Annotated in this window: 12 protein-coding genes and 1 pseudogene; 7 read left to right on the top strand and 6 right to left on the bottom strand. The window is 35.5% G+C overall.

Annotation, left to right across the window (positions count from 1 at the left end; genetic code table 11):
• Positions 1-100 (top strand): annotated as a pseudogene (locus FTV30_RS14175) (IS1 family transposase); the annotation flags it as partial.
• Between the two features lie 335 nt (positions 101-435).
• Here FTV30_RS14175 and FTV30_RS14170 read toward each other — a convergent pair.
• From FTV30_RS14170 to FTV30_RS14160, 3 genes are all read right to left on the bottom strand, one after another.
• Positions 436-1,568 (bottom strand): IS3-like element ISAba14 family transposase gene (locus tag FTV30_RS14170; RefSeq protein WP_223155595.1). Its coding sequence is split into 2 segments (ribosomal slippage): positions 436-1,316 and positions 1,316-1,568, totalling 1,134 coding nucleotides; the frame shifts between segments, so codons are not numbered across the junction.
• A gap of 87 nt (positions 1,569-1,655) precedes the next feature.
• Positions 1,656-2,225 carry a hypothetical protein gene (locus FTV30_RS14165; protein WP_180001805.1) on the bottom strand — a complete coding sequence of 190 codons (570 nt, stop codon included), beginning with the start codon at positions 2,223-2,225 and terminating at the stop codon, positions 1,656-1,658.
• A gap of 64 nt (positions 2,226-2,289) precedes the next feature.
• Positions 2,290-2,565 carry a mobilization protein gene (locus tag FTV30_RS14160; RefSeq protein ID WP_180001806.1) on the bottom strand — a complete coding sequence of 92 codons (276 nt, stop codon included), beginning with the start codon at positions 2,563-2,565 and terminating at the stop codon, positions 2,290-2,292.
• A gap of 209 nt (positions 2,566-2,774) precedes the next feature.
• Here FTV30_RS14160 and mobQ point away from each other — a divergent pair, with 209 nt between their 5' ends.
• The 4 genes from mobQ (at position 2,775) to FTV30_RS14140 (ending at position 6,259) form a co-directional block, all read left to right on the top strand.
• Positions 2,775-4,211 (top strand): MobQ family relaxase, encoded by a 1,437-nt coding sequence (gene mobQ / locus FTV30_RS14155; protein WP_004282071.1) that lies wholly within the window; start codon positions 2,775-2,777, stop codon positions 4,209-4,211.
• Between the two features lie 101 nt (positions 4,212-4,312).
• Positions 4,313-4,582, top strand: coding sequence for a hypothetical protein (locus tag FTV30_RS14150; protein WP_143115432.1), 270 nt, complete (start codon positions 4,313-4,315; stop codon positions 4,580-4,582).
• Between the two features lie 156 nt (positions 4,583-4,738).
• The gene (gene repM / locus FTV30_RS14145; RefSeq protein ID WP_180001804.1) at positions 4,739-5,632 is read left to right on the top strand and encodes a replication initiation protein RepM; all 894 of its coding nucleotides are present in this window, start codon (positions 4,739-4,741) and stop codon (positions 5,630-5,632) included.
• A 63-nt stretch (positions 5,633-5,695) separates the two neighbouring features.
• The gene (locus tag FTV30_RS14140) at positions 5,696-6,259 is read left to right on the top strand and encodes a plasmid replication DNA-binding protein (RefSeq protein WP_180001803.1); all 564 of its coding nucleotides are present in this window, start codon (positions 5,696-5,698) and stop codon (positions 6,257-6,259) included.
• A 243-nt stretch (positions 6,260-6,502) separates the two neighbouring features.
• Here the strand turns inward: FTV30_RS14140 and FTV30_RS14135 are convergent, their stop codons facing one another.
• From FTV30_RS14135 to FTV30_RS14125, 3 genes are all read right to left on the bottom strand, one after another.
• Positions 6,503-7,786 carry a hypothetical protein gene (locus FTV30_RS14135; RefSeq protein WP_180001802.1) on the bottom strand — a complete coding sequence of 428 codons (1,284 nt, stop codon included), beginning with the start codon at positions 7,784-7,786 and terminating at the stop codon, positions 6,503-6,505.
• Between the two features lie 552 nt (positions 7,787-8,338).
• Positions 8,339-8,611: a NadS family protein gene (nadS, locus tag FTV30_RS14130; RefSeq protein ID WP_004896911.1), complete on the bottom strand. Its 273-nt coding sequence runs from the start codon at positions 8,609-8,611 to the stop codon at positions 8,339-8,341.
• Positions 8,604-8,924, bottom strand: coding sequence for a type II toxin-antitoxin system RelE/ParE family toxin (locus FTV30_RS14125; protein ID WP_004896915.1), 321 nt, complete (start codon positions 8,922-8,924; stop codon positions 8,604-8,606). Before FTV30_RS14125 ends, nadS begins: the two co-directional genes overlap by 8 nt.
• A gap of 243 nt (positions 8,925-9,167) precedes the next feature.
• Between FTV30_RS14125 and FTV30_RS14120 the strand changes: the two genes are divergently transcribed.
• Together FTV30_RS14120 and FTV30_RS14115 are read left to right on the top strand one after the other, a co-directional pair.
• Complete coding sequence (locus tag FTV30_RS14120; RefSeq protein ID WP_180001801.1) at positions 9,168-10,328, top strand: zinc ribbon domain-containing protein; 1,161 nt, start codon at positions 9,168-9,170, stop codon at positions 10,326-10,328.
• A gap of 9 nt (positions 10,329-10,337) precedes the next feature.
• The gene (locus FTV30_RS14115; RefSeq protein WP_180001800.1) at positions 10,338-11,714 is read left to right on the top strand and encodes a DUF4041 domain-containing protein; all 1,377 of its coding nucleotides are present in this window, start codon (positions 10,338-10,340) and stop codon (positions 11,712-11,714) included.
• The last annotated feature ends 192 nt before the right edge of the window (positions 11,715-11,906 follow it).

Below are 11,906 nucleotides of genomic sequence, written 5' to 3'. Positions count from 1 at the left end.
GCGCGGTTTTAGAAGGAGTTGTAATTTTTCAAAAAAGATTGAAAACCATTTTAAAGCTTTCGACTTAACCTTTTTTTACATCAATAATGGCTTCATTTAATGTCAGCATACTTTTTGAAACACCACCTGAAATTTAACGATAATCCATAACCTAAACTAAAATCAGCGTAATTACCTAATCACAAAAACTATTCTTAAAACTCATATAATTCATTTGCTGACGTTCTTTTAAGCCCCTTCCTTTTAATGTGTTTATTAACTGATCTGAAAGCTTCGGCGACGATTTTACTTTATAAGAGATCCAAGAATAATTAGCTGTTCCTAGATCATAAATATTTTCAACCTTACGATAGGGATCATATTCATATTCATAAAGAGGTGGTCCCACTTGTTTGAACAACTAAAAGCGTATTTATAAGTGATATTCCGCTCTAGTTAAGCCACCTTGTTTTGTTGGGGTAGCTGATCATAGTAAAACTCATTTGGTGTCATTTTGTCTAGACTCGAATGAGGTCGTTTCAAATTATAAAACTCAAAATATGCACTTAATTGCTTTTTCGCATCTGTGACACTGCTATAAGCTTTGAGATACACCTCTTCATATTTAACGCTCCGCCATAATCGTTCAACCATCACATTATCTACCCATCGACCTTTACCATCCATACTGATTTGAATGCCATTTGATTTCAATACATCAATAAATGCATCACTGGTAAACTGGCTGCCTTGGTCTGTATTAAATATTTCAGGTCGACCATATTTTTCAATCGCTTCATTTAAAGCCGAAATACAAAAATCCACCTCCATACTAATCGATACCCTATGCGCAAGTACCTTGCGGCTATGCCAATCAATCACAGCACATAAATAAACAAAGCCTTTTGCCATAGGGATATACGTTATATCCGTAGACCACACTTGATTACTGCGCTGAATAGCCAACCCTTTGAGCAGATATGGATATTTACGGTGAGCTTGATTAGCCTGGCTTAAATTTGGTTTGCAATATAACGCCTGAATACCCATTTTCTTCATTAAAGTACGTGTATGACGTCGTCCTATATGATGTCCTTGACGATTCAACAAATCACGCATCATACGACTGCCTGCAAAAGGATATTGCATATGTAATTCATCAATACATCGCATCAGCTTCAGATCTGATGCACTCACAGGTTTTGGGCGATAGTAATAACAACCACGGGAGACTTTCAGCAGCTTAGCTTGCTTAGATACTGAAATCTGAAGTGAGTCGTCGATTAACTTTTGTGGTTGAAGCGGCCCAGTTTCTTCAACACACCTTCTAAAAAATCAATTTCTAATGCCTGCTCACCGATTTTTGCATGTAGTTTTTTTAGATCGATGGGTGGTTCTGTTGGAGCTTTTGATTGATCGAAAGCTTGCGAGGAAGCTGAGATCAATTGATTTTTCCAGTCAATAATTTGGTTTTGATGAACATCAAACTCAGCACTCAATTCAGCAAGTGTTTTTTCTGCTTTAATCGCAGCAAGTGCTACCTTAGCTTTAAAATCATTTGAATGATTTCTTCTTGGTCTACGTGCCATAAAATACTCCATATATTGATGTTTATAACATCATTTGAGGAGCAGAATATCACTTATAGGAGTTGTTCAAATTTACGGATCCATCTCTTAAGTCGTGTATAAATCATAAAACCCCTTACACAGCCTCTCTTCTTCTTTTTTTATTAATGAAGTATTCATTGAAGTGGAAAAATCAAATACTTTCCCATTAATAAATTCATAAATAAATGTTTTTCCATGATTTTTTGATTGCTCGCTATAAATTTTGATTCCTTTAGGCGTCTCGTTTACTTCAATTTCACTTACACTGTCAAAATGAACTTCATCACGATTGATTAGTTCACCAAGACTATTTATCTCATAAATATAGTAGGTTACTTTAGCACTCTGCATACCATATATAGGACCAGGCCATGTAACCACTATAAGACTATTATTTTTTTTAAAAATTTTTTTTAAAAATTCATACTGAGTATCTTCTCCTAGAATATCTTTTTTAAGGTTACTTGAAATTATTAAAGGATTGGACGAAATGTGGAATATAGTATGAGTTAGTTGAGCTCTATAAGTATACGAATCGGAAGCTTCAGAATATTTATAAGGTTTAACCTCTTCAGCTTGAACTACACTCATAAAGGCGAAGAAAGAAACGGCCAACCATCTTTTTTTTAAAAACATTTCACTACCCCTTCTTTCGAGTATTTTTAATAATTAAGAATATAGTAATAGAGATTTTTCACTTTTAATTAGTATTCAATTGAAAAAGTTTACGATCTCGCTCGTCTGTTAAATAACGGTCCATTTGAGCAATCAGTTTTGCTCTGGCCTGTTCATCATCTTCTGTGATTTTCAACATGCAGGATCCGATCAAAATTTTACGTCTTGTATCATCCTTTCTTGCCTGTTCTTTTTCTTTGGCACGTTCTCTTGCCAATGCTGCCTGTCTTTGAGCCTTTAACTGCTTTAGCTTTTCTTCCTGGGCTTTAATTTTGCTGTCTAGTGTTTCAGTAATGCTCATTAATCTAATACCATCATCCTGGGAAACCATCCCTAACATAAGCGCACTTGAATATGCATTCAAGGTGCTATATGTATAGTAATGTTTTCCTCGAAGAGCGCACTTATGCAAACTTCGTTTGCAAGTCCGATTGGGGTCTCCCCAATACCCCGACAACCGTAGACACGGTTGTATTTCACTACGTGAAAATTTAAAAGCGAAAAATAGGCATGGCGATTTACCACTTTTCAGTCAAAACCGTAGCACGATCAGCAGGACGTTCCGCCACTGCTGCAATCGCCTATCGGGCTGGTGAAAAGATCTATTGTGAACGTGAAGGCCGAGAACATGACTACAGCCGAAAAACTGGTGTGGAATACAAAGAGATTTATTTACCCAAAGACGCACCAGAACATTTAAAAAACCGGGAAAGACTCTGGAACGAAGTTGAACAGCGCGAAACCCGAAAAAACTCGACAGTTGCCCGGGAATTTGAAATCGCTTTTCCAAGTGAATTAAATCAGGAACAACGCCTGGCCATGCTCGAAGAACTATGCGCCAGTATCGTGGACAGACATCAGGTGGCCGTTGATGCCTGTATCCATGCCCCGCATACCGGATCCGGCAGTGATGAACGCAATTATCACGCCCATATCCTGATGAGCACACGCAAGCTCATTCCCGAAGGTTTTACCGAGAAAACCCGGGAACTGGATCAGAAACACAGTGGAGAAATCGAACACTGGCGCAAACACTTTGCCGATATCTGCAATATGCACTTGGACATGGCCGGATACACCGCCCGAGTCGACCACCGCAGCTACAAGGACCAGGAGAATGGTCTGGAAGCCACCCTGCACGAAGGGCCTAAAGTCACCGAACTGCGCCGAAAAGGGATTGAGACCGAAATCAGCCGAAGCAATGATGAAATCAAACAGAGAAATCAGGCACAGCTGCAATACGGCAAAAATATGGATCTGCTGATTGCTGAAAATGAGATCAAACTCAGCACACTGAAAACTGAACAGCAGATCCAAATCAAAAATAGCGCTAAAACGCCACCAATTGACGAAAAAGCCCTATTTGAGGAAAAACAGAGGGAAACCCTTGGCAAAGTGCTAAATCGCGAAATCAGCGCAAAAGACGCGAATCTAGACCTAGAATTTATGCAGGATGTTTTTAAAAAGGCCGAAAATACCTTCGGCAAGATGCAAAAACATGAAAACGAGTTCAATCAGCAGCTCGCCCAGGACATCGTGAAGAGCCGACTCAAGCAAAGTTATGACAAATTGCAAAGCCTGGTCGATCAACACAACGAATTAACCCAGAACAAACCCTTACTGTTTGGAAAAAAAGCCTGGGAAGCCCAACGTGACGAGATTTATCAGGAACACAAAAAGCTAAAAGGTCAGCATGAACACCAGAAAAAACATGGTGTGAAGGATTTATTGGAAAATGAAAAGTTCAAAGAACATGCCTGGAAGCAGTACCAACAACAACATCCGGCCAAAGCCAAGCAATACCAAACTCTATACTCAACCTATCAAGTTATTAAGAAATGTGTGAATGAGATCAAAGCAGAACAACAAATGAAACTCAGACAAGAACAACAGCTCAAAGCACAGCAACATGCGCCTAAAATGAAATCTCGTGGCATGAGTCGATAAACAGAGCGAGTGTCTACGAGCGAACTGAGAAAATTTGCCCTTTCCTTTCCCTGATTACAAGCTCCCTATCCATCAATCACCTGCATATCAGAGCATCCCGAATGGGTGCGAACTTTCCAAGTTTGATCCCTAAACCGAGCGTAGCGAGAAAAAAAGCTCATGAGCGAAGCGAATTCCGAGTTGCTTTTGATCTTGCTTTTGCTTTTCCTCAAATTCACGAAAATATGAACCAAAAATTGCCCCGACGAATCGAGCGAAAGCGAGATTCAATAGAGTTTGAGCGAAGCGAAAACCAAGGGCAATTTTTCAAATTTCCTTTTTTAATTATTTTTAAATCTTTTAAATCTTTTCAGCCCTCTGTATGCCTTTAATAGCAATGGTTTCAGCATTTAAATATGACGGATTGACTACTAACTATGACGGATTGACTACTAACTATGACGGATTGACTACTTAACTATGACGGATTGACTACTAACTATGACAAGTATATATTTGTCATATATTAAAAATTAAATGGTTTTATTTTGGATAAGAATCAAGTTGTAAAATCAAATCAAGTTATAGAAGCTTCATATCAATTAAGTGCCGTAGAGCAACGTATTGTCTTAGCAGCCATTTCACGTATTCCAAAGAATCAACCCATCACAGATGATGAGTTATACCCAGTGAGTGTTAATGAATTACAGCTCCTAGGAGTACACGAAAAAACAGCCTATAGAGATTTAAAAGAAGGGATTAATAGACTTTATGAAAGATCTATCAACCTTTCTGTGGACGATAAATCTATTAAAATGAGATGGGTACAAGAGGTGCAGTTTTTAGATAGTCAAAGTGTCATTGGTATTCGCTTTTCAAAACCAATTTTGCCCTTTATATCAAACCTCAGTAGAGAGTTTACGAAATATGCTCTATCTGATATTGCAGGTATCAACAGTGGGTACGGTATCCGTATTTATGAGTTACTGGTGCAATATAGACAAATAGGTAAGCGTGAAATCTCTGTTGATAATCTAAGAACCATGCTGGAACTAGGTAAAAAGTATCCGTTATTTGCTGATTTTAAAAAAAGAGTAATTGATACTGCTGTAGATCAAATAAATGAATACAGCCCTTTACGTGTGACTTATGAGCAGAAAAAAACAGGTCGTAAAGTTACTCACATTACTTTTTCTTTTAAAGAAAAAACAAGAAGTATTGGTCAGGAAAGTAAAGACATACCGAAAGAGTTCTATAAGTTAACAGATGCTCAGATAAATATGTTTGGTAATCAACTATCACGTCTACATGAACTATCTCATCTAGCACTTGAGGGTGAGAGCTATGAAATATTAGCTTCAAAAATCAAGGAAAAATTGAGAGATCCAAAACAACAGAAGACGTTTTTACCTTACTTACGGAACTTAGGCTTCAAACCTTGAGTGTATTGAAGAATACACTTATTGTATTCAACAATACGTATCTTAAATACACAGTAATACACTATGAAAACAAGTACAAAATACAGTGTTAGTGATGCTGCCACACTGTATAAAAAATCTAGAGCGACACTTTATAAAGATATAAAAAATGGGGTATTAAGCCGTGATCATGATGGCTTTATAGACTTTTCAGAGTTATTAAGAGTATATGGTGAACCGTTTAGTGGCAAACAGTCAAAACGTATTGATACACCTCAAATACAAAACCTAGATACACCTGAATACACTGATAAAACAGTTATAGAATTAAAAAATCAGATCGATTTTTTGAAGAAACAATTAGAAAAAGCAGAAGATAGAGAGACTAAAGCTAATGCTCGTATCGATACGCTTCTTACATTAATTGAAATGAAGCCCCTAAAATCCAATATTGATTTAAATAAAGAGAATATTGAAAGTAAGATCTCACCTAACTCAGATGATATAACTACCAATATTCCGTCAAAACACCTTAAAGAGGACGGATTGACTACTTCAGAGAATAAACGTATCCCTGTTCCAGAACACGTTGAGCCTGAACCTAAGAAGAGAAGCTTCCTGAGCCGTTTTTTCCTTCCCTATGGTTAGCCAGGACTCCAATTTTTTGATGAGCCAATTTCAGTGCAAGCACATGAAATAATGACTCCTTAAAAAACCGGATGATGTTTATTGAAACTGAATAAAACCATGGAACGTGAAGAATCGACAAAAAAGCCCAACTCAGCTGAGTTGGGCTTTTTAAATCTACGTAACACTATGAATTGTAATAAATAAAAGAAAGAATTTCGTATAAGGTGTATTATGTTAATTTTAGCGAAACTCAATAATAAATTATTTCTTCTTTGGCTTCATGCATGAGGGTTTTGATAGGCTCACTGGCTGGTTTAAATTGTGTGCCTTAGCTCCCTGTTCTAAAAGGGCCATTAAACTTTTTTCAGAATTTTTAGGCTGCTTATTTTGAGCATTCTTCTTTGGCTGTGGTGGCGATGCTTTTTTCTGAGCTTTTACTGACTGCTCAACTTTATTTTGTTTACTTGTAGGCTTGTTTATTACGGCTGTTTTTAGAGACTTTAGCCATGAGTATGCGTGAGGATCTAACTTCAATAAATGTTCAATCATTTCATTACGTTTAGCTTTATCCATCTTAGAGATAATGCTTTTAAGATCAGCATTAATTGATTGATTTGTTGCACCTCGTTCACTAGCTTTTTCATACCACTCATGCCCAAGTGTATATTGATACGTTTCCATATAAATAGCGCCTAATAAAGTACAAGGACGATAATTATCTGGAGTTAAATTATGAGCTTTGGATGCATTATCAATGGCGACGTTAACCTTGCGAAGATCACGTCTAACTCCACCAAGAGTAGTGAAATACGCAGATAATAATTTTTTATCCTTGATACCATTAGTGGAAATTTTTTCTAAAAATTCTTCTGCTTCAACACTTTCCTTACACTTTCTTAATTGACTACTAGCATTAATAGCATTCCAAATGTTCTTGGTGTTCTTTGCATATTCCTGCAAATAATAATTAGCTTCTAATCGATGAAATTTATGACGAACTTTGGCAGTAAAGAATTTTTTACCTATTGTATTTAACCAAACAGCCTCATCTTGAGAAAGTCTTGTTTCATTTTCTAGCTTATTCAAAATTTCAGAAAGCTCTGTAGGTGATGCCCCTGATAGATATTCATTAATGTCGTATTTTTTTAGTAATGCTTTTTCTTTTTGCTTTGCAATATAAACAGGATCTGACTCAAGCAACTTTTGTTTTTCAATAGCTTCCAGTCTCAACTTCTCCTGACGAATTTTTTCCTCAGCTACTCTTTCTAATTCAACTTTATGTCTAATTTTTTTCTGAAAGTCTGGCAGGAAACCGCTTAAAGATCTGAGCATATACTCATGAATATATACTTCTTCAAATTTACTTAGGCTTTGTTTTTCTTCATATTTTTTTATAATGTCTTTTAAACGGCTAGGTATTAAAAGATCTGACTTTAATGGATCTAAAAAATATTGTTGGCACAAATTTAAGAGTTTGCTCTCGAAAGTATCTAAATCTTTATCAGTAACTTTTGCCTGTAACAGTAAAGCCTTTCCCTCAGTCATAATAGAAATCTTATTCGAATCAAAAAATTACCTCAGTATAAAGAAAAAATGTCTGTATCTCACTTATGTTTATTTCCCATTTAACATAATGGCGGTTATACGAAGTACACTTGTATATTAATATAAATATCAATGACTTAAAAAATTGGCATTACTCAAAAAATCAGCAAAAAGTCGATTTTGAAACAAGTCGGCTTTTTTGTGAACAGTTTTGATATATTCCGCCAATAAAAACGATCAATAAACAATCAATCCGACACATTATCGAGAGTTATCAATCCTTCCAAGTCTGAAAGCATCCCCAATTTCTGCGCATAAACCTGGGACAGTTTTTAGTCGACCTTGTACGTATATGCTCACATGAAACTCGGTCCTTTGCGGCTAGCCGATCAGCCTGTGATTTCCTATTATGGAGACATAGAGAGCAGGATGCTCCAGAGAAGAATAACAAGAGATAGGCACAAGGAAAGTAAGGTACGACAGGAGTCATACCGAGCGAACCAATACGAAAAACCCCGGCAGGATGCCGGGGTTTTTCATTATATAAACTTCTTAGATTAGAGTCGGATGAGCGTCAAGAATACGGATTAAAGTTGCTGCAGGACCAGTTGGATAACGACGGCCTTGTTCCCAGTTTTGCAGGGTTCTGGCACTGATATGCAAACGTGCAGCAAATTCAGCTTGGGTTAAGCCTGTCTTCTCACGTACTTCCTTAATATCCGGCAATTCAAGCTCAGTTACCCGGCTTGCTTTCATTTCATTGCGTTTGATGGCACCAGCTTCTTTGATTGAAGCAACCAGGTCATCAAATAAGTTGTTATCCATGAAATTGCTCCTTCACTAATTGACGCAAAATAGAGGTCTCTTTGTCTGTCAGGTTATCTTTCATAGACTTTGGATAAGCCACCAGGAAAAATATCTGATCATCTTCTGTGACCCAGTAATAGATCACACGGATACCGCCACTTTTACCTTTATTACCTTGAGCACAGCGTACTTTACGAATGCCACCGCCATTCTTGATTAAGTCACCTTTATCAGGCTGTACCAAGAGATCTTGCTGGAGCTGACGATACTCTTCATCACTTACAAGCTCTTTGATTTGCTTGGTAAAAATACTAGTTTCAATGAATAGCATAGGTTTAAGTACGTCAATGGCGTATAAGAATTTTAGCAGTTTTAAGATAAAAAAACGAGAGCTTCAAAAGCTCGTTCCATATAAACCGTATTATCTTAATTCTAGGAATGTCAAAAGATGAAGAAATAGGATTAATAGATGTTTATACGACATATTTTGACGTATCTATGATCAAATTCAATCAAACACTCTCATAAAGAAATATAATCGAAAAATAACTTAATATTAATTTTGGTAATTTACATGATAAAAGTTACGGATTTAAAGGGTAAATTTTTTTTAATTGATGATGAATATGTTTTATCTGTACAAGCCTCAATCATTGTTTCTAAAGATGAAGATGGATATGTTCAAAACGAATATTTTGAATTTGTAAAAGTTTTAGATGAAGATGGATTTGAGATTGACGAAATAGGTTTATCATTTAATCCTGCTTATCCTGATAAAGAATTATTTTCAACAAACGTACTCTCTCTTGAGAACAAGTCTCAGATAAAAGAAATTAAAAAATTACAGCTTTTTAATAAATTGGTAGATGTTCAAGCTTTGAGTAATACTCAAATAAATAGTTCTTTAGTTAATAAGTTAGAAAAAAATGCCTCTACCTCATCATCTCAATGGGTATCACATTTAGCAGCAAAAATTATTTCAAAATCAGACGAAGTTGTAGTGAGTGTAAAAGCTAGTATATGCCCGCAACCTGACGAAGATCAGTATGTACAAGATGAGTATTTTGAGTTTGCTAAGTTATTAGATGAAGAAGGCTTTCAATTAGAAGAGGTAGGGATTGGATTTAATAACACAAAACCATTGATAACAACTAACTCTACTGCAAAAATAGAATTTCATGATAAAAATTTAGTAGATAAAATTAAGTATATTCAATTATTTGATTTAATAGTCAGCATAAATTCCTCTTTAAAAAACTCTTCTACATATGAAGTAAGTGAAAAACCTGAAATCTCTCCCAAAGGTACTATTAGAAATAAAAGTTCTTGTAAAGAATGTAATGCAGAAATTCCTTTTGGAGTAGATATCTGTGACGCATGCCGATCAGAAAAATTAAAAAAAATACATGGTGTAGCAGCCACAAGACCTTCTGAAGCTAGTAAAAAATCCGTAAGTTATTGTGAGCAATGCAGATGTGAAGTTCCTTTCGGGGCAAAAATCTGTGATTCTTGCCGATCACAACAGTTAAAAAGAATCCACTCAGGCGAAAAAAGTAAGCTTCAAACAAATTCGATAGTCCAAACAACTACTCCCAAAAATGAATGGAAACCTTGGCCACCTAAGGCACCAGAAACTGTTATTCGCACTGAAAAAGAACCGGAAAAAATAGGGGTAATTGGTTGGATTATCATTATTGCTATTGGTTTTTTATTGTTAAGTTCTTGTTTTGGATAAGGTTTTAATATGTCATATTTTTGGTTCTTAATCGCCTGTATATTGGGATTTATAGTTTGGAAAAGCTATGAAAAAATAAATCAATATAAAAAAGATATCTCAGATCAACAAAAGAAATTGTATGAGCAAAGCCAACAATTAGACTTAGTTAATAGAAAATTAAATCGAGTTGGGGAGGTTGAGCAAGTCATTAAAAATTTAACTGCTCAAATAGAAGAGATGAGATCTGATTATTTAAGTAAGAAGAGTTATTTGGATGAAGTAGAAAATCGTTTAAAACTTTATTCCAATGATCTAGAACTTATTGATCAGGGCATATATGAACCTGTTTTTTCTTTTGATTTAAGTGATGAATACAAACAAGCTCTTCTTAGAAATAAAGAAACTCAAAAGGAAATGATTAAACAAGAAAAAGCTGTCATTTCTGAGGAGGTTTGGGAAATTGTTGGAGCCAATGGGAAGAAAAAGAGTGGAGAAAAGCTGACAAAAAACAATATTCATCTGACATTACGGGCTTTCAATGGTGAATGTGATGCAATCATTTCTCGAGTCTCTTGGTCAAATATACATATTGCTTCTAAAAAGATTGCAGATACATTTAATAGCATCAACAAAAAGAACGAGATAAACCTTATTTATATTAGCCAAGCATATTTACAACTGAAATTAGATGAATTGCATTTAAAATTTGAATACTTAGAAAAGCTTCAACAAGAAAAAGAGGAAAGAGCAGAACTTAGACGTATTCAGCGTGAAGAGGAAAAATTACTTGAAAGCATAGAAGATGCTGAAGAACAAGAAAGAGAGTATGAAGAAAAATTAGCAAAGATACGCAAAGAAATTGAAAAATCAGCTGGTGAAGAACAAGTTCGCTTGCAGGCACAAATTGATTTACTAAATGAACAGTTAGAAGATGCTCATCAAAAGAAAGAACGAGCTCTATCAATGGCTCAACAAACAAAAATGGGTTATGTATACATAATTTCAAATATTGGAGTGTTTGGAGAAAATATTTATAAAATTGGTTTGACTCGTAGAATAGATCCTTTCGAACGTATCAATGAATTAAGTGATGCAGCACTTCCTTTCAAATTTGATGTACATGCCATGATTTATAGTGAAAATGCTCCTGAACTTGAGTCAAAACTTCATAAACATTTTAATGATCGACGTATAAATAAGGTGAATTATAGAAAAGAATTTTTTGAGGCCAAATTAGAAGAAATCCGAGAAATCGTTAGTCAATTTGGACATGATGCCCTTTTCCATACCATTCCTGAAGCAAAAGAATATAGACAAACCTTAGAAATAATTGAAAATATTAATAAGGTTATGCTTGAAAAGCCAACCATATTAAATGTGAATCCGCTTCCAAATTCTATCTAAGGAGTACCAGGATACTTTAGCTAAGGTGTCCTGGTATTTAACATAAAATCTCATATATGAAATTTGGTGGTGTTTCAAAAAGTATGCTGAAACAAAGCAGGTTGAATTTTGATAAAATAGAGAAATGCGAATAACTCTAGAAATCAAATGTCCAACCTGCCTCAGTGACAGTATAAAGAAAAATGGCATCAA

This window comes from Acinetobacter sp. YH12255 (assembly GCF_013417355.1).
Classification (GTDB): Bacteria; Pseudomonadota; Gammaproteobacteria; order Pseudomonadales; family Moraxellaceae; genus Acinetobacter; species Acinetobacter pseudolwoffii.
This window is presented reverse-complemented; position numbering and strand designations above follow the sequence as displayed.

Coding starts and splice junctions, on each gene's coding strand:
- FTV30_RS14115 (WP_180001800.1), top strand. CDS start 10,338: ATGTCATATTTTTGGTTCTTAATCGCCTGTATATTGGGATTTATAGTT.
- FTV30_RS14125 (WP_004896915.1), bottom strand. CDS start 8,924: ATGCTATTCATTGAAACTAGTATTTTTACCAAGCAAATCAAAGAGCTT.
- FTV30_RS14150 (WP_143115432.1), top strand. CDS start 4,313: ATGGGTGCGAACTTTCCAAGTTTGATCCCTAAACCGAGCGTAGCGAGA.
- mobQ (WP_004282071.1), top strand. CDS start 2,775: ATGGCGATTTACCACTTTTCAGTCAAAACCGTAGCACGATCAGCAGGA.
- FTV30_RS14135 (WP_180001802.1), bottom strand. CDS start 7,786: ATGACTGAGGGAAAGGCTTTACTGTTACAGGCAAAAGTTACTGATAAA.
- FTV30_RS14140 (WP_180001803.1), top strand. CDS start 5,696: ATGAAAACAAGTACAAAATACAGTGTTAGTGATGCTGCCACACTGTAT.
- FTV30_RS14165 (WP_180001805.1), bottom strand. CDS start 2,225: ATGTTTTTAAAAAAAAGATGGTTGGCCGTTTCTTTCTTCGCCTTTATG.
- FTV30_RS14160 (WP_180001806.1), bottom strand. CDS start 2,565: ATGAGCATTACTGAAACACTAGACAGCAAAATTAAAGCCCAGGAAGAA.
- nadS (WP_004896911.1), bottom strand. CDS start 8,611: ATGGATAACAACTTATTTGATGACCTGGTTGCTTCAATCAAAGAAGCT.
- FTV30_RS14120 (WP_180001801.1), top strand. CDS start 9,168: ATGATAAAAGTTACGGATTTAAAGGGTAAATTTTTTTTAATTGATGAT.